17 protein-coding genes are annotated in these 17,972 nt (G+C 59.2%); 6 read left to right on the top strand and 11 right to left on the bottom strand.

The window, feature by feature from the left end:
* Positions 1–44 precede the first annotated feature (44 nt).
* From H9529_RS15690 to H9529_RS15650, 9 genes are all read right to left on the bottom strand, one after another.
* A complete protein-coding gene (locus tag H9529_RS15690) occupies positions 45–416 on the bottom strand; it encodes a YciI family protein (protein ID WP_092886763.1) in 372 nt (123 codons plus the stop codon).
* A gap of 69 nt (positions 417–485) precedes the next feature.
* A complete protein-coding gene (locus H9529_RS15685; protein ID WP_092886761.1) occupies positions 486–1,445 on the bottom strand; it encodes a Bug family tripartite tricarboxylate transporter substrate binding protein in 960 nt (319 codons plus the stop codon).
* A gap of 96 nt (positions 1,446–1,541) precedes the next feature.
* Positions 1,542–3,038, bottom strand: a complete 1,497-nt coding sequence (locus H9529_RS15680) for a tripartite tricarboxylate transporter permease (RefSeq protein ID WP_092886759.1) — start codon at positions 3,036–3,038, stop codon at positions 1,542–1,544.
* 2 nt (positions 3,039–3,040) lie between these two features.
* Positions 3,041–3,505 (bottom strand): tripartite tricarboxylate transporter TctB family protein, encoded by a 465-nt coding sequence (locus H9529_RS15675; protein ID WP_092886757.1) that lies wholly within the window; start codon positions 3,503–3,505, stop codon positions 3,041–3,043.
* Positions 3,506–3,567: 62 nt separating this feature from the next.
* Positions 3,568–4,644, bottom strand: coding sequence for an Ldh family oxidoreductase (locus H9529_RS15670; RefSeq protein WP_218132104.1), 1,077 nt, complete (start codon positions 4,642–4,644; stop codon positions 3,568–3,570).
* Positions 4,599–5,486, bottom strand: a complete 888-nt coding sequence (locus tag H9529_RS15665; protein ID WP_092886753.1) for an alpha/beta hydrolase — start codon at positions 5,484–5,486, stop codon at positions 4,599–4,601. The genes H9529_RS15670 and H9529_RS15665 overlap by 46 nt, the downstream gene beginning before the upstream one ends.
* 39 nt (positions 5,487–5,525) lie before the next feature.
* On the bottom strand, positions 5,526–6,083 hold the full coding sequence (locus H9529_RS15660) for an NADPH-dependent FMN reductase (protein WP_176846961.1): 558 nt from the start codon (positions 6,081–6,083) through the stop codon (positions 5,526–5,528).
* Positions 6,084–6,105: 22 nt separating this feature from the next.
* Complete coding sequence (locus H9529_RS15655) at positions 6,106–7,011, bottom strand: VOC family protein (RefSeq protein ID WP_092886750.1); 906 nt, start codon at positions 7,009–7,011, stop codon at positions 6,106–6,108.
* Positions 7,012–7,146: 135 nt separating this feature from the next.
* Positions 7,147–7,992 carry a fumarylacetoacetate hydrolase family protein gene (locus tag H9529_RS15650; protein ID WP_092886748.1) on the bottom strand — a complete coding sequence of 282 codons (846 nt, stop codon included), beginning with the start codon at positions 7,990–7,992 and terminating at the stop codon, positions 7,147–7,149.
* Positions 7,993–8,154: 162 nt separating this feature from the next.
* Here H9529_RS15650 and H9529_RS15645 point away from each other — a divergent pair, with 162 nt between their 5' ends.
* Entirely contained in the window at positions 8,155–8,868 is a 714-nt protein-coding gene (locus H9529_RS15645; RefSeq protein WP_223814209.1) for an FCD domain-containing protein, read from the top strand.
* Positions 8,869–9,031: 163 nt separating this feature from the next.
* Here H9529_RS15645 and H9529_RS15640 read toward each other — a convergent pair whose 3' ends face one another.
* Positions 9,032–9,961 (bottom strand): LysR family transcriptional regulator, encoded by a 930-nt coding sequence (locus H9529_RS15640; protein ID WP_092886744.1) that lies wholly within the window; start codon positions 9,959–9,961, stop codon positions 9,032–9,034.
* Positions 9,962–10,008: 47 nt separating this feature from the next.
* Here H9529_RS15640 and H9529_RS15635 point away from each other — a divergent pair, with 47 nt between their 5' ends.
* The 3 genes from H9529_RS15635 to H9529_RS15625 all read left to right on the top strand — a co-directional run bounded on the left by H9529_RS15635 (position 10,009) and on the right by H9529_RS15625 (position 14,106).
* Positions 10,009–11,109, top strand: coding sequence for an amidohydrolase family protein (locus H9529_RS15635; protein WP_223814208.1), 1,101 nt, complete (start codon positions 10,009–10,011; stop codon positions 11,107–11,109).
* Positions 11,110–11,174: 65 nt separating this feature from the next.
* Positions 11,175–12,116 (top strand): TAXI family TRAP transporter solute-binding subunit, encoded by a 942-nt coding sequence (locus tag H9529_RS15630; RefSeq protein WP_092886739.1) that lies wholly within the window; start codon positions 11,175–11,177, stop codon positions 12,114–12,116.
* A gap of 100 nt (positions 12,117–12,216) precedes the next feature.
* Positions 12,217–14,106 (top strand): TRAP transporter permease, encoded by a 1,890-nt coding sequence (locus H9529_RS15625; RefSeq protein ID WP_176846956.1) that lies wholly within the window; start codon positions 12,217–12,219, stop codon positions 14,104–14,106.
* A 93-nt stretch (positions 14,107–14,199) separates the two neighbouring features.
* Here H9529_RS15625 and H9529_RS15620 read toward each other — a convergent pair whose 3' ends face one another.
* Positions 14,200–15,846, bottom strand: a complete 1,647-nt coding sequence (locus H9529_RS15620; protein WP_092886735.1) for an FAD-dependent monooxygenase — start codon at positions 15,844–15,846, stop codon at positions 14,200–14,202.
* A 305-nt stretch (positions 15,847–16,151) separates the two neighbouring features.
* Between H9529_RS15620 and H9529_RS15615 the strand changes: the two genes are divergently transcribed.
* Both H9529_RS15615 and H9529_RS15610 read left to right on the top strand, forming a co-directional pair.
* Complete coding sequence (locus H9529_RS15615; RefSeq protein ID WP_092886733.1) at positions 16,152–16,889, top strand: IclR family transcriptional regulator; 738 nt, start codon at positions 16,152–16,154, stop codon at positions 16,887–16,889.
* 331 nt (positions 16,890–17,220) lie between these two features.
* A complete protein-coding gene (locus H9529_RS15610) occupies positions 17,221–17,964 on the top strand; it encodes a class II aldolase/adducin family protein (protein WP_092886732.1) in 744 nt (247 codons plus the stop codon).
* Positions 17,965–17,972: the final 8 nt, after the last annotated feature.

Genomic DNA, 17,972 nt, shown 5'->3' with positions numbered 1-17,972 from the left:
ATTTCTGTTCCGGCATGAACGCCTCCGGTGATTCAGCTTTGGGTTCAGCTGATGACGGCGGTCTGATCGGAATATCGGACAGTCACGGTCATCGCGCCTTCGTTCAGCATCCAGCGGTGCAGCGTGTACTGGCGCAATCTTGCCACATGAAACGGATCGGCGTCGGCCAGGGCCCGGGCGGCGGCCTCATCTTCGGCCCGCACGATGACCATACCGCCGGTCGGAACCGTGCCACCATTCTCAAAAATCGGACCGGCGCCAAACAGGGATCCATCACGCTCCATTGCGATCTGATAGTCCAGATGCGCGGGCAGGACATCGTGCATGCCGGGGCCTCGGGCCGGCCGCGTCGTGATCACCCAAAGCGACCGGCGCAACATGGTGGCGTAAAGCTCTTCTGGGGTTTTCGCTGTCATCGGGGCCTCATGGCCTGAAACGTGGGGGGAACGGCGCGCGCCAAAAGGATCACCACGCGCCGATGTGGTTTAGCGACGTTCGATGCCGGCCGCATCAATCACTTCGGTCCAGACGGCGATCTGACGTTCGATCAACGCCTGCAACTCTGCACCGGTGGAGCCGCCCGGTGCAGCACCGAGGGCTGTGATACGTTCCTGAACGTCGGGCTGCGCAAGTGCATTCGCAATCGAGGCAGACAGGACCGCGACAACATCGTCCGGCACGCCCGCAGGTGCACCCAATGCGGTCCAAGACACCACGTCAAAACCCGGAGCAACGGTTTCGCTCAGGGTCGGGACATCGGGTGCATCGGGCCAGCGCTCAGCCGAAGTGACGGCAAGAATGTCAAAAACGCCCGCGTCGGCCTGACCGGTGATGACAGTGCCCGCGTCGATGATCAGATCCACCTCACCTCCCATCAATGCGGTAGAGGCTGCGGCCCCGCCTTGGTAGGGCACATGGATGAACTCGCCCCCTGTTTGAAGGTCCAGAAGCTCCCCGGTCAGGTTCTGGGTCGAACCGACGCCGGAATGGCCGACCACGATGCTGCCGGGTTCAGCGCGGGCTGCCGCAATCAGGGCCGCGATGGATTCGTATTCCCCGGCGCGCGCGGCGACGAAGAATGGGAACTGCCCCAAGGTGGACAGGAATGTGAAATCACTCACCGAATCGTAGGGCAATTCATTGTAGAGCGCTGCCGAGACGGCATGTCCGCCGACAAGAAGTTGCATCGTGTAGCCATCAGGCGCTTCGCCCGCGACATAGCCCGAAGCCACGGTGCCACCCGCGCCGGGGCGCGATTCCACGACAACAGGTTCGCCCAGATCAACCGAGATCGCCTCGGCCATGATGCGGGACACAGAATCGGCATTGCCGCCGGCGCCAAAGCCGTGAACAATCCGCATTGCGCGGTCGGGGAACTCTTGTGCAAGTGACGGCGCGGCCAGCGCCAAAGTCAGCGGCAGAGCGACGAGTAGGTTCCGGATCATGGTCTTCCTCCCAAGGTTTTCCGTCGTTCAGTGATGTCAGGCCTCGGACCTCCCACGGCCTGATACGCGCCCTTCATCGGGCGCGGGTTTGTACGGTCATGGTAGCGACCGGACGTTTTTTCGTCTGGCACTGATGCCCGACCAAATTGCAAACACGACCAGCCCCACCGAACACGCGACCAGGATCGCACTGATGGGGCGGGTCAGAAAAATCATGAAGTCGCCACGATAGATCAACATGGCGCGGCGGAAATTGTCCTCGAGCAGCGGGCCAAGAACAAAGCCAAGCAGCACAGGCGCCGGCTCGAAGCGGTAGTTCTTCATCAGATACCCCAGGACACCAAAGGCCAGCGTCAGAACGACATCGGTGACACTGGTACGGTGCGAATAAACGCCCACGCAGATCATCACGATAATCACCGGATAGAGCTTCTGGTAGGGAATACGCAGCAACAAAACCCAAAGCCTGATCAGCGGAATGTTGATCAGCAGCAAGATGATATTGCCGACAAAAAAGCTGGCGATGACGCCCCAGAACAATTCCGGTTGATCGACCATCAGACGGGGTCCCGGGATGATGCCGTTCAAGATCAGCGCGCCAATGATCAGCGCCATGACCGCATCGCCCGGGATCCCCAGTGTAAGCGTCGGGATGAACCCTGTCTGCGCAGCGGCGTTATTGGCGGATTCCGGCGCGGCAAGGCCCGGCAGGTGCCCTTTTCCGAATTTCTCGGGCGTGCGGGAAAACCGCTTTTCCATCGCATAAGCCATGAAGGACGCGATGGCGGCGCCTGTCCCCGGCAAAGCGCCGAAGAAGCTGCCGATGCTGGACCCGCGCAGGATCGGAAATACCAAAGATCGCGCCTCGGCCTTGGTCGGAATGACATCGCGCATCCTGATCGACAGGGCGGGACCCGCCGGGCTTTTGTAGGCGGCGTTGCGGATGATCTCGCTGACACCAAACAGCCCCATGGCGAGCGACACAAGGCTGATCCCATCGGCCAATTCGGGCATCGCCACAAAGCGGTAATAGCCAGTCGTCTGATCGGCGCCGACAAGCCCCAGCGCGACCCCCATGACCACCATGGCAAATGACCGGATTTGCGACCCGGTTCCGATCAGCGAGGCCGCGAGCAACCCAAGGATGACCAGCATCGCATATTCCGGCGCCCCGAAACGCAGGGCGATTATCGTCATCGGGATTGCCGCCAGAACCAGAATGGCGACACCCACCATGCCCCCGACGAACGAGGAAAACGCCGCCACGAACAACGCCAGTCCCGCGCGGTTGTTTTGCGACAGCGGATAGCCTTCGAGGCATGTCACAACCGATGACGGTGTGCCCGGCAGGTTGAGCAGGATCGAGGCGATCGACCCACCATATTGCGACCCGTAATAGATTCCGCCCAGCATGATCATCGACGTGGTCGCATCGAGGTAGAAGGTCACCGGCAGCAACAACGAAATTGCCGTGATTGCCCCAACGCCCGGCAAGACCCCGATCAGTTGGCCGATGAAGACGCCGATGAATGCATACATCAAGATATGCGGTTGCATGACGACGCTGAGACCAAGGAGGAACTGATCAATCATCGCTATCTCCAGAACGCCGGAATCGGCAGTTCGAGGGCCACGAGAAACAAGAGCCAGCCGCCGAACGTCGTCAGCGATGCATAGACCACCACGCTCAGCGGGCGGGCATCGTCATCCGCGAACATCGAGACGGCAACCGCAAGGAACATGGAGGGGACAAGGCCCACAACATCCACGAAAGCCGCGAAAATGAGGATGCCCACCGAGACGAAGATCAGACCGCGCCAATGCGTCTTGCCGACACGCGCCACCGTCGGGGCCGTCACATCCATGGCAATGATCGCAATGGCCAGGACACAGATCACAAAGCCGATGATGCGCGGAATGAAGCCCGGACCCATTTGGGTCAGGCGACCGACAGGGTAGTCCCATGCCACAGCCAGCATGATCACCCCGATCAACAGGAGAACACCGCCGCTCAGGGCACGCCGTGCGATGGATGGCTGGTCTTGATCTGTGCCCTGCATGTTCGCTCCTCCCTCCAAGCGTCCTGTGTCTGGCGTGTCATGGTCTTGCGGACCAGCGGTGGCTACGGCGGTGGCAAAGTGATTGGTGCCGCAACGCCCAACTTGTCCGCCATCGCGGCCAGCCGGTTCAGCGTGCCCTGCGCGATCGGAATGCCCGAAACTTGCCGCTCTGCCGCCAGGCGAAACCCACGCTCGCCGGGCATCAGGATCTCATCCGTGCCGGGCGCTTTCGGCAGGGCCTTGAGGCTGCTGGCCAGTTCAGCGATCTGCATGGCAAAGACGTCGGGATCGGCAAAAGCCCCGACCCTGATGGCCAACGCCGCACCATTCATCGCGCCCTTTCCTCCCGAAAGGGCGCTGGAGATCACCGGATTGGAGATCAGAACGCTGGACAGAACCTCGATCATGAGGGACAAGCCCGACCCCTTGGGACCACCAAGGGGGGTCAGGGTTGAGATTTTCGCCGGATCAGTCACTGGCGCGCCCGCTGCGTCGATCGCCCATCCTTCCGGGATCGGCGTGCCCGCATCCTTGGCATGCATGATCTTGCCCAAGGCCACCGTCGAGGTCGACATATCCAGCAGCAGGGGAAAGCCACGCCCTGGCACAGCAATCGAAATGGGGTTTGTCGAAAGACCCGCAACCCGCGCGCCATGATAAGCCATCAAAGGACCGGAAGCGGTCATCACGATGCCCAGATACCCGCGTTCAGCGGCCCGCAGCGCGAAATATCCCACGGCCCCGGCATGGGTTATGTTCCGCGCCGAACACCAGCCAATGCCAAGGCGGCTGGCGATGTCCACCGCCGTATCCATGGCGACGACCATCGCCGAAGATCCCGGCGCGCGCGCGGCATCTACCACCGCAACCGCGCCTTCTTGTGACACCACGGACGGGGCAGCCCCTGCGTCGATCATCCCGGTTTCAACCATTTCGCCGTAGCGCGGAATGCGCAAGACACCATGGGAATCCGCGCCACGGGCATTCGCCCAGACCAGAATATCGGCCGTGCGCTCTGCGTGATCGGGCGCATAGCCCGTCGCGTACAGCAGCGCTGCGGCATAGTCCTTCAGATCCTGAAAGCGAAACCGCGTCATGCGCCCGCGCTCAACGGCGTGGGGAAGAACTTCTGCAGCCATGCCGCGATCAGCGCACGGGTGTGCGGCGCGTCTTCGTCGGACAGCGGAAAGTGCGACATGCCGGTCGGGATCATCAGTTCCGCATTGGCGCCCGCCTTCTGGAACAGGCTGATGGATTGTTCCATCGGGGTGATCACGTCACCCGCCGTATGGAACAGCAACAACGGACGCGGGGCGATGTCGGCCACGACATCGTCGGCGCGAAAATGATACATGCTGATCGCGGTTTCGACGGGAACCTCGAATTGCGCGTGAGGCGACAGGTTCTTGCGCAATTCCTCGGGGATTGGGACCACGTCAAAACGCGATACCCACATGCTTTCGCCTGTTTCAGCGCGGTGGCGGCGGCCTTCGTCAAGGATGCGGGTGAACTTGGCCCAGGCCTCGGGCGTGGGATGCTGGCCCCGGAATTTCCGTTCGCCGTCACCCCAGCCGCAAAGCGACAGAACACAGGCCACACGCAGGTCTACGCCGCCCGCAAAGATCGCCACCGCCGCGCCGAAGCTGTGCCCGGTCACACCGATGCGGTCGTTGTCGACCTCTTCACGTTCGGCGATGAACGTCAGCGCGTTGCGGGTATCGGCCACCTGGTCAAAGCACCGCACCTCGCCGCGCGCGCCCTCACTCTGACCACAGCCGCGAAAATCGATACGAAACACGCAATAACCCATCCCCTCGATCATGCGCGCAAGCAGTTCGACATGGGACTTGTCCTTGGTCCCCACGAAGCCGTGCAAAACGATGAAGGTCGGCAAACGCTGACCGGGTTTGCGTTCTTCGGGCACATGCAAGACGCCGGACAGCTTCAGGCCATCGGACATGAACGTGAGCGGATGTTCCATTGGTGTACGCCTCGCCTTCGGGTCTGATTGAGGCCGCGCTCAGGCGCGGTTCCATGACTTGCAAAATGCATCGAAAGTAGAAAGGTGCCCGCGCAGGAAGGCCTCGGTTTCGGCGTTTACAATCGCGCCGGCCTCCACATCCACCTTGTCCTTGGCGCCCCCGATCTGCACCTCGGGCTTGGCCATGATGACCATATCCATGCAGTGCAGCGTCTGGCGCAGGCTCTCATGAACACGCGCCCCACCGAGCAGCCCCGGAGACACGCTCCAGATCGCCACGGGTTTGCGCGCCAGGGGCGTGGGTGTCACGCGTGACACCCAATCGATGGCATTCTTCAGGCCGCCCGGAATTGACCAATTGTATTCAGGTGTCACGATCAGAACGGCATCCACGTTTCCCAGCGCCGCGATCAGGGCCGCCGCAGCATCTGGCATCCCTTCATCCAGAATGTCCTGGTTGAACAGGGGCAGGCTGCCGGGGTTGGGCAGGGCAACAGCCTGCACCCCATCAGGGACAAGGGCCAAAGCCGCGCGCGCCACCGCGCGCGACAAGGATGCTCGCCGCAACGAGCCTTCAAGAATACCAATCGTTGTCACAGACCCACCCCCCTCAATTCAATCACGCCGCAGGCGCCGACCATGGGAATCTATGCTCGCGCCAAGGCAGCGGCGCGGGCTCACCCCAGACATTCATGACCCGCACATTTTCGGGCCGCTTGAGCGCGGTAATCACATTGGGCTCATACCGGTCATCGTCATTGATCAGCGCCATATTGCCCGCGCATTCCACCATCGCGCCGCAGGCATCAATGTAATACGCGAAGGTGTTGTCGCCCGGCCGGTGGCGGCCCGGCCCCCAGATGAAGTTCTTTTCGATCGTATCCAGACGATCGCCCAGGTGGCAGTAGTCCGAAAACTCTGCCACTTCCCACGAATAATGGTGCAGGCCCGTATCGCCCCGAACGATACCAAGGATATGATGCAGCCGGTTCGCGCCCCGCATCCAGCTCAGGCCATCGTCAACCATCCGCTCCGACAACCGCATACCCATGATGGTCTCCATCTGGGCGCGGGTTTCGGCCGGTTCTGGCGAGGTGATATTCACATGATCAATGCGCAACGGGCCCATCCCGGCTGACGCGTGGCGGTTGCCATAAACTTCGGTCGAAACGGGGCTGTGAAGCTCGAACGTATGCCCCTGGGGCGTGACAAAGCGCATGCCCGCGGCACAGCAATCAAGACTGGCCTCGGAGGATACAAGCCGACAACCTGCATCGGTCACGCGGGCGGCCGCTTCAGCAACCGCAGCCTCGGATACCGCCTCGAACCCAAGCGACCGCATCGAATTCTCGCCCGCTTCATGCAGCACCAGCTCTGCCATGCGACCGTTGGACGACAGCCAGACGCAACCAGCCTCCTCCCGCGTGACACGCAAACCCAAGATGTCGCGGGATTCGCGGACCAAGGCATCGACGTCCACGACGTTCAGCTGAACGTGCCCCATCGAGTTTACAAGGTAGCTCATGTCCGCCCTCCCCTAACTTGTCTCACAAACGCTAGCACGTACTTTCGGCAATCTCAAACATTTTCGAAAATTATTGATTAGTGGAAAAAATGTTTTCTGTTTGACATGGGTAGCCTTTCACGTCTCAGCCCGCCCTCATGCCTCGGCCTGCACCGCGTTCGACAAGACCCCGATCCCCTCAATCTCCACGTCGACAACATCGCCGGGCGTCAGAAACTCTGGCGGTCGCCGCGTCGCCCCGAACCCGGTGCAGGTCCCCGTGACGATAACGTCACCCGCCTCCAGCGGTGCAAAAGTTGAAATGTAGGAGATCAGGTAGGGGATATCGAAGATCATGCGGGAGGTATCGGTGCGCTGTTTTTCAACGCCGTTTACCCGCGTCACCAGCGATACGCCAACTTGTGGTATTGGCAGGTCGCCCGCTTCTACCATCCAGGGGCCAAAGCTGCCGGTTCCGGTGAAGTTCTTTCCGGGCGTGAATTGATGACTGTGCTTCTGCCAGTCTCGCACGCTGCCGTCGTTGTAGATCGAATAGCCCGCGACGTGTGACATCGCCTTCTCTGACGGAATATGCCGCCCTTCCCTCCCGATAATCACCGCCAACTCACCCTCGAAATCCAGTTTTTGCGAGGATCGCGGTTCGATCAGAGGCGCGCCATGGGCAATTTGCGATGACGGCAGGCGCAGGAACAACACCGGATAGGCGGGCAACGTGCTGTGGTCCGTCATGTCGTCATAGTAATTGACCGCCGCCATGACGATCTTGGCCGGGTTTGGGATCACTGGCGCCAGTTCGACGTCATCAAAGCCAAACTCGGGCGCACCCGCCGCAGCAAGGAGGTCTTGCGGCAGACCTGCGGCGATGAAGGATTTCAGATCCGGGAATTGACCGCCAGAGAACGCCCCAAGATCTAAGATCCCCCCGCCCACGGCAGCCCCCCAAGACGGTCGCCCATTATTCACGAAAGATAGCAGCTTCATTCGCAACTCTTTCCTTTTTCGAAAATTTGTATATCCTCGAACAATCGGGGCGTGAACCCTTTTTCTTGATAAATGTGTCCATCCACGTTCGGATGCGATATTCGAATATCCAGGGCGCTGGCGCGTGATACGCCACGCACCCACCTCTGCAACGGGCGGCTTATGATGGAACAACGGATGACTTCAGGTAATTTGGGTCCAGCCAGCAGCGCCACGTCAAAATCCGACACCTCAGGGTCGCGCGATGTGCTGACGCGTCTGCGCACCGACATCATTAGCAGTGTCTTTGAGCCCGAAACGCGGCTGAAATTTGCGGACATGACGAAGCGCTACGATGTGGGTATCGGCACGTTGCGCGAGGCCTTGTCGCAGCTGTCCTCCGAAGGTTTCGTGACGGTTGAGGCCGGAAAGGGCTTCAAGGTATCGCCGGTATCAGCCGAGGAACTTATAGAAATAACCGATCACTTCATCAGCTTTGAAAGCCGCGCCGTACGCGAAGCGATTGCCCATGGCGGCGAGGATTGGGAGGCCAATATCGTCTCCGTACATCACCGCCTGAGCCTGATCGAGGGACTGCCCTGGGAGCGGCGCATGGAACGGCATTCGGAATGGGTCGAACGCCACCGTGAATTTCACGAGGCGATCGTCGCGGCTTGCCCGGGCCGCTGGCTGTTTCGGCTTCGCTCGATCATGTTCGACCAATTGGATCGGTACCGCTTCGTGACCAAGCGGGCTCCGAAGGGGCTGGGCGGCCGTAAGTTCGAGGAACATCGCGAGATCATGGCCGCGACGCTCGCACGCGATGCAGACCTCGCCTGCGCTTTGATCGAGCAACATATCCGCGACACCTCCGAGCGAGCGATCAAATTGCTCTGACCGCGAACGGCCGAAAGCCTCAAAGGCGGCGCGTGAAAACACTCGCTTGCAATTGCGCGTGGCAGGTCAGCCCCAACAACGATCACAATCGCCTCAATCTTTGACCGCCCCCCTCTTGCGCTTCGGGGCATAATCAACCAGCCAGCCCAAGATCCCTGCGTCCTCAACAAGGGGGATCAAGTGCACGCCAATTGACGTTGCCGCACTCGATCCAGTGACGAATAGCAGGCGTCAGTGCAGAGCGAATTGCAAGATAGTCGGATTGCAGCATGCCGCTTCGACTTAAAAGACAAAGGGTTCGGCTGATGGGGGGGGTGGTGATCTGCGCCCAGTCAAACTGACCTGCATCAATCGCGCCGCGAAACAGCCCGAGTGGGACGATAGAGAAGCAATCCATTGATATCAGGAATTCGCGTTTCATGCTTACCGATTCAAGCTCCAACTTTATCTGCAGCGATACATTTTCGCGCTGCGCAAGGCGGTCAATCACTGCTCGGGTAATCTGGTTTGGCGTGTCCAGAATAAGTGGAAAGCGCCCGAGATCACCGAATTCTATCGCTGAAGCATTGGTGCCGATGCGCCCCGGCGGACCGATAAGGACCAGATCATCGTGCAACAGCGGTTCTATGCGCAAATCTTTGTGGGGATTCGGATCATAGCAAAGCGCCATATCAATATTGCCCTGCTGCAGTTGGGTTATCAGGTCAGCGGATAGTCCTTCGCGTAGATCTATGTGAATCTGTTTTTCTATGGCCAAGGATGTGAGCAATCCCGGGATCAACAAGGCGCCCGGGGTGGGGGCTGCACCAAGGCGCAAGCGATGCAGCGACGGACTGGCATAGGCCTTCAGTGCGTTTTGGGCCTGCGCGACACGTTCCAGAATATCGCGCGCGCGCGCGATCAGGTCCTTTCCGGCAGAGGTTGGTTCCATGCCGCGGCTGCGCCGGACGAACAACGCCACCCCCAATTCATCCTCCAAAGCGCGGATCTGCAAGCCCAGCGCGGGTTGGGACATATTCAGGCGGCGCGCAGCATCGGTCTGACTTCCACAATCGGCGATCTCGACAAGATACCTTAGTTGACGCAACTGCATCGCGATGACCTCACCCAACCTCAGGTGAAATAGGTATTTCTTATAGTATGGGTTTGCAAACGGTCTTTGTGGGACGCTCAGCGTTTCAATATCCTCACGCCATCACCATGACATACGCAAGAGGACCGCACATGCGCTACATTGACGCCTTCAATCACTTCTTCCCGAAGCCGTTGTGGGACAAGATGCTTACCGCAGAAGGTACCGCCAGCAATATTGGCAGCCGCATGCGCGGCATCCCCTGTATCTACGATCTGGATGAACGCTTCCGCGTCATGGATCAGTTTGGCACCGACTATACCCAGGTCTTGTCGCTTGGTATGCCGCCGCTGGAAAGCCTTGGCACGCCGTCAGTAACTGAAGAGTTTGCGCGTTTAGGCAATGACGGAATGGCCGATCTGGTCTCCCGGCACCCTGATCGCTTTGCCGGTTTCATTGCGTCTTTGCCAATGAACTCCGACAATGCCGCCGCCGAGGCTGAGCGTGCTTTCAAGGATCTTGGCGCAAATGGCTTGCAAATCCATACGAATGTAAACGGGCGGGCGCTCGATCACCCTGACTTTTTCCCCGTTTTCGAAATGGCGGCAAAATACGGCAAGCCGGTGCTTCTGCATCCGTCGCGCGGGGCAAACATGCCAGACTACGTTGATGAGGATAAGTCGCATTATGAAATATGGTGGACCTTCGGCTGGCCTTATGAAACCAGCGCGGCCATGGCGCGGCTGGTCTTTTCCGGACTGATGGACAAACTGCCGGATCTGAAGGTTCTCGCCCATCACCTCGGTGCTATGGTTCCCTATTTCGAGGGGCGTGTCGGACCCGGCATGGACCAGTTGGGCAAGCGCACGACGGACGAGGATTTGTCGCTGGTTCTGGACCGGCTGAAGAAGCGCCCGTTTGACTATTTCAAGGACTTTTACGCGGACACGGCGGTCTTCGGGTCGCGGGCGGCTACGGTGTGCGGGTTGGATTTCTACGGCGTGGACAAGGTACTTTTCGCGTCAGACAGTCCTTTCGACCCAGAGCGCGGGCCAGGATACATCCGTGACACAATCAAGGTGCTGGAATCGATCGACATGTCGATGGCAGACCGGGAGAAAATCTCGTTTCGTAACGCTCAGGACTTTTTTGGGTTGAAGAAAGACTAACGGATCGCCGCGCGCCTAAAGTTGGCTCTCGGCGGAATTCACCGGATCACATCGGGGAGGATGGCATGATCAGAACTGTACTATTCGTAGCGGGGCTTTCACTGTCGGGGACCGGGATGGCAACGGCCCAGGTTCTCAGCGTCGGCACGACCGAGGGAGGCGCGGTCGCGCAATTGGGCGCTGCGGTGTCCAACGTTGCATCTGATGGCTCAGGCTACCAGATGCGACCACAGGCCATGGCCGGAACCCAGCAGTATATGGCAGGTGTTGATCTGGGGCGCATCGACTTCGGCATCTCGAACATAATGCAGTATTATATGGCTCAGGAAGGCATAATGCTGTCCGAAGGGCAACCGCATCCGAACCTGCGCATCGTTGCGACGATTGCGCCTTTCATCCAGGGCATTGTTGTCAGCAATGAATCTGGCATCGCCTCGATCGCAGATCTGGAAGGCAAACGGATCCCGTCGGGATACACGGCATCGCCTCTGTTTGAGTATTTCTGGGACGCCTTCCTTGCGAGCGAAGGCCTGGGTCGGGGTGATGTGACGGGCGTGCCCGTGACGTCGCTTCCCAATAGCTGGGCCGCGTTCCGCCAAGGTGACGTCGATGCAGTGATTGCCGCCTCGGGCTCGGCAGCCGTGCGCGAGATGGATGCAACAGTGTCGGGTGGCGTGCGCTACATTCCGCTTCTTCCAGATCCGGTCATGCTGGAACGCCTGCCCAAGACGCGGATCGAAACGGTTGAACCCGCCGAGGGGCTGGACGGGATCCCCGAACCCATCGGCCTGCATGTCTATGACACAGTGCTGTTTGCCCATGTCGATGTCGCTGATGAGGTCGTCTATGCCGTTGTGCAGGCTATGGCAGAAGCCGAAGCGGCGCTGAAGGCTTCAGGGCCGCTCTGGGCGAGCTACACGACCGATATGATGGCTACGGACCATGGCATGCCGTACCATCCCGGCGCGGTCAGCTATTACCAAGAGCACGGTATGATGGCTGAGTGATACGCACCACAACTTGCAGCATACTCACCGATGAGACGCCCGTAAGCGCAATCTGATATGCGCTTCGGGCGTCAATCGAATGACAGGCAGTAGCGATCAAATGACCCAGACCGCCTATGTTCGACACTTTCTTGTTGCCGTGCTTGCTTTTGGCGTCATCGCGTCGGCGTTGGTTCTTGCGGGCAACATTGCTGGTCGTGTCGGGATTGCGCTGTACCCAGAGCAACTGATCCTGATCGTCCTTGGCTTGTCGATGGCGCTGGCCTATCTGTCGGCGACAGATCACAGGTTTGGGCCGCATTGGCTGGACTACCCGCTTGCCGCCTTGTCACTTGGCGTCTGTCTCTGGATGGCTTGGCGTTACCCGGTGATCGCGGTCAATTTCTTTGTTCATGAGACCGAAATCACAAGGATCGGGTTGATCTTGATTCCGCTTTTGCTGGAGGCGCTGCGGCGAAAGGCTGGCATCAGTCTGGTTACTGTGGTCGTTGTGTTCCTGCTTTATGCGATGCTCGCCGACAAGGTGCCCGGCGTCTTGCAAGGACGCGCCAGCCCACCGGATGAATTGTTTGGATATCTGGCGGTAGATTCCACGGCGATGCTGGGGTCCCCTATCACGATCGTTGTCGAAATCGTTGTGGTCTACATCCTGTTTGGTGCCGTCCTGCTGGCGACGGGTGGGTCCAATTGGTTTTCTGATCTGGCAACGGCGTTGGTCGGACGCAGCCGTGGCGGCGCCGCAAAAATGGCAATCGTTTCGTCGGCGATGTTCGGGTCGATTTCCGGCAGTGCCGTGGCGAACGTCGCGTCGACCGGGGTCATCACGATTCCACTCATGAAACGGGGGGGCTACAGCCCCCGTATGGCCGCCAGCTTTGAGGCCGTTGCCTCGACCGGGGGGCAAATGATGCCACCTGTGATGGGCGCCGCTGCGTTCTTGATGGCGGAACTGATGCAGGTTTCTTATGGCACAATCGTGCTTGCAGCCGTTATTCCTTCAGCGCTGTTCTTTCTGGCAGTCCTGATTCAGGCCGATCTGGAGGCTGGGGTACAGAACATTCCGCAGGTGCCAGAGGAACTGATCCCCCCGCTAGGCAGGGTATTGCGCGAAGGGTGGTACTTTCCATTGCCGTTTGCCGTGCTGATTGTGGTGCTGTTTAGCCTGAACCGCCCCCCGGCAGAGGCCGCATTCTGGGCGATCATTACCATTCTCGCGACAAACGTGGCTTTCGGCTACAAGGGCAATCGCGCAACGCCGCGTCAACTCTGGGAAGCCATTTTGAGCACCGGGCGCGGATCGTTCGAAATTGTCCTGATCGGCGCGGTTGCGGGAATTGTCATCGGCGTGCTGCAAACAACGGGTTTGGGCTTTGGGCTGACCTATCTGCTTGTGGGCCTGGGTGAGCACAGCCTGATTGCACTGCTATTCGCGACGGCGGCGGTGTGCATCTTGCTGGGAATGGGCATGCCGACGACAGGGATCTATTTGCTGGTAGCGACACTGGCGGCGCCCCCGCTCTTGCAACTGGGTGTTCCGCCGATTGCCGCAAACTTCTTCATTTTCTATTTTGGCATGCTCTCGATGATCTCGCCCCCGGTGGCGGTAGCGGCCTTCACCGCAGCAAGTATTGCAGGGTGCAGCGCAATGGGAACGGCAATCACATCTGTGCGGATCGGATGGACGGCCTTTATCGTACCGTTCTTGTTTGTCTTTTCCCCGTCACTGCTGATGCAAGGTGCGTGGCATACCATCGCACTGGATGTCGGAACTGCAGTGGTGGGGGTGTGGTTGATATCGGTGGCCATTGTCGGATTCTTCCGTCAACCAATCCCCGCAGTTGTGCGGGTCTGGCTGGCAGTGGCGGGCGCGCTGGTGCTTGTGCCGTCCAGCATCTTGGCTTCTTCACTGTGGTGGCATGGCCTGGGGCTGGTGATGGCAGGACTGTGGATGTGGCGCTACCGTGAAACCCAGTTGCCGCGCTGGGGCTGATCTGTTTTTCAAAATGCACCGACCTGCCCTGTTCATCATAAAACTGGGGCCACCCACCCTAGGCGGCCCCACAATCACAAATCCCGGTGTCTCTTACCCTTGGGCATGGTGGCGCCCCATATCAGCCACGACCCGGCCTGTAACGACATCGGCAAGCTTGCCCAGATCTTTGGGCATTGCATTTCCACGCCAAGCGATGTGCAAATCGGGCCGAACCAGAAAGTAATCGCGTCCGTAAATTGCGCGCAGACGCGGATCTGGCAGATCGCAGACCGCGACAGGCGCACCGCGCGCACGCAACTCATCAACCAGTTCATCGGCCGGATCAGGGTTACTTGCAAACCGGATGATCGTGAAGGAACGCCCCAGCGTATCGTTGATGGACTTCCCGGGCGCCAGCCATACGTGCGGCAAGCGAACGCCGGTCCAAGCCGTGGGGTCGTAGACACGGAAAGCATGTTCCGGGCCGCCCGGTTCGTCCCAGATGACGGGGCTGTCAACGTAGCGATAGCCCAGTTCGGCACCAATCATTTCATTCGTTTTGCGTTGCTCCACATCGGCCACGCGCGCCAGATTGGTACGCAGTTCGCGCCCGCTTGGCGTGTCATCGTTAAACCCGGGGGCCCATTGCGCGCGCCACCGGCGCCGCCCCTGCGAAGCATACCGCGACGCACCGACATTGCGATCCCCGACCTGCCGCCTTTCTGTTTCGTATGAGCGCAAGATGTTCGGCCCAGCCCATCCCTGAAGGGTCGCGGCAAGCTTCCAGGACAGATCGAAAGCATCCCCGACACCAGTATTCATGCCAAGCCCACCGGTCGGGATCACCAGATGCGCGGAATCGCCCGCCAGAAAGACCCTGCCACCCGCATAGCGATCCGCCAGCAAGAGGTTCTGCTTCCACTCGCCAACATACAGCATTTCGTAATCGACTTCGGTCCCGACGACTTTTTCAAACTGCTGAGCCATCTCCGCATCGCTGTCGACCACGGCGTGCAGCGTCCAATGCTTGGTTGAATCTTGCATGATCAGGAAAGAAGATTTGTCATCAGCGACGTGGTAATGGCGCCCCTGACCCGGCCCCGCCCCCAAGGGGATGCGGTCAAACAGGTCGTCACTGCGATACAGGGCCTGACGCAGCCTGAGGATATTGCCTTCGCCACGCAGGGAAATATCCAGCCCTTTGCGCACCAGGCTGGATCCACCGTCACAGCCAACCATGAAGGGCGCGCGCAAGCTGAAATCCTGCCCGTTGTGATCGCGCAATTGCACGGTCACACCATGTGCGTCCTGGGTGAAATCCACGAACTCGGTGCCATACCTGACATCAACTGACGGCAGTTTGTCCGCCACTGATTTCAGCAAGGGCTCCAACGTGTACTGCGAAATAAGCTGATAGGCCTCGGCAGGATGCTCGGAGGTCTCACTTTCGGACACTTCCGCCAGTGCCTCATTGACCGAAGGGTATTTCAGCGTCAACAACGGGGCCTCTGTCATCTTGGTGACAACAAAGACATCCATCGGGACGTCGCCATCAAGCCCCGCATCTCGGATCTGCTGCGACAATCCGATACGCCGGAACATTTCCATCGTGCGCGCGTTACACCGCTCCATTTTGGGCAGGAACTCCGGCGCATCCTTTTTCTCGAGCAATATGCATTTTATGCCCTGCATCCCCAAATCGACCGCCAGGGTCAGCCCCACCGGTCCGGCGCCGACAATCAAAACCTGCGTATCCATGCGCTTAAATCCCCTCAAATTCCTTGGTCGATGAGAGATTAGGTCGGCGTCAGGGTATGGTCAAATATTTTGTTCAAAATTCTCAGTAAGTGCGATTATTTTATATTGCAATCCTCAGTTGCGCGGTGGGCCGTAGCGCCTTACGCACAATGAGCGGCACGACCCACATCCCCTTGCCGAAGCGGCATTGCAATTTCCTTGCGTCCAACGGCATCTTGGACGCAGGGAGATCGGCACCCGCGACGGTCGGCTTCCTACGGGGCCGACCCGGCCACCAAAAGACTGATGCTTCAAAGAGGTGATTTTTGCAGAGCCACGACAAACTTCTCGGCGTCTTGGACCTGTTTGACGAAAATCGCCCTGAGTGGGGGTTTGATGATATTCACGAACGCCTCGGCTACAGTCGCTCGACGCTATACCGTTACCTCAAGGTGCTGTTGGACGCGGGCTTGCTGTCGTCTTTCCCCGGGCGGGGCTACACGCTTGGACCGCGGATCATCGAGCTGGATTATCAGATCATGGCGAACGATCCATTGATCCATGCAGCGCGTCCGGTGATGCATGAACTGGTTGCCAGCTATTCGTGCGTCAGCCTGCTCTGCCGACGCTACCGCCAAAAAGTCTTGTGCGTCCACCAGGAAGTCAGCACCACCAAGGTACGCAGCAATTATGAACGCGGGCGCTCCCGCCCGCTTTTGCGTGGCGCGGCGTCACAGGTGATCCTGGCTTATTTGTCGAGTTATCAGCTAACTAAGCTCTATGAGGAAGATCAGGACGGCTTTGCCGATGCCGGGCTCGGCAACACACTTGCAGCGGTGCGCAAAAGCCTGCGCGTCATCCGGCAGCGCGGATGGTACCACACCCAAGGCCAGGTAACCCCCGGCGTGACGGGGGTCGCTGCGCCGATTTTCGATGCCAATGACGAAATCACCGGCAGCATCAGCCTGACCTTTCCAGAACCAGCGCTCAGCCAGGAAAAACTGGATTCGGTCGGCGAGCGTATTGAGTTCTCTGCCCGTGTGATCAGCAACACCTTGCGCTGAAACGGTTTTCGACCTGACGCGACCTGCAACACCGCCATGCGCCCGTGCAGCGAGATCTGGACCAGATGACCCAGATAGCGTCCGCTGACATCCCAACCTTGCATACTGATCCCAGCACCCCTGACCCTCGCATCAGGCCTTGCCACTCTGACACGTGATTCCAGAATATGCGAAAAATTCCCGTATTAATTTTTTAAACGATTCCTACATATCGGGAATTTTTTAAAAACTATTTGACACAGGCTTTTTACAAGTTACGCTGTGTCGGAATGTCGCATCCTACGGTTTACCCTACCTAGCGGCGCGCTCAGGAAGACGGAGGCCCAGCCAAGTGCGAACCCGGAAAGCTCTGATCGACGATATCGTTATCGCCAATCGCATTCTCGCGTCAGAAGGTGTGTGCGACGCCTTCGGCCATGTCAGTGTGCGTAACCCAGACAATCCCGACACCTACTTTTTGTCGCGCGCACGCTCGCCCGAGCTCATCGTGGCCGAAGACATCATGGAATTCCTTTTGGATGGAACGCCCGTCGGGGATGACACACGCAAACCTTATCTTGAGCGCTACATTCATGGCGGGATCTATGAGAAACGCCCCGACGTGCACGCGGTTATTCACAGCCACAGCCGCAGCGTGATCCCCTTTACAATAACCGACGTGCCACTTCGCCCTGTCGTGCATAGTTGCGCCACGATTGGCAAATCAGTGCCGGTCTGGGATGCGCAAGACAGTTTCGGCGACACCAACCTCCTGATCTCGACCATGGAAATGGGCCGGGATTTTGCCGGGGTTCTGGCAGACGGGCGCAGCGCATTGATGCGGGGCCACGGATCGACGGTGATCGGCAAGAGCTTGCGTGAAGCCGTCTACACAGCGGTCTATCTGGAGGTGAACGCGCTGCTGCAACTCCAGGCACATACGCTGGGCCCGGTCAAATTCCTGACCGACGGTGAGATAGAGCGCATTCTGAGCCGACTTGCCCACGAAAGGCCCGGTGAGGGGTATGATCGTTCGTGGGAATACTGGAGCCAGCGCGCTGGCATCACCACCTCCAGCACTGCCGTGGATCTCTGAAGGCTGAT

Source organism: Roseicitreum antarcticum, assembly GCF_014681765.1.
In the GTDB taxonomy this organism is placed as follows: Bacteria; Pseudomonadota; Alphaproteobacteria; order Rhodobacterales; family Rhodobacteraceae; genus Roseicitreum; species Roseicitreum antarcticum.
This window is presented reverse-complemented; position numbering and strand designations above follow the sequence as displayed.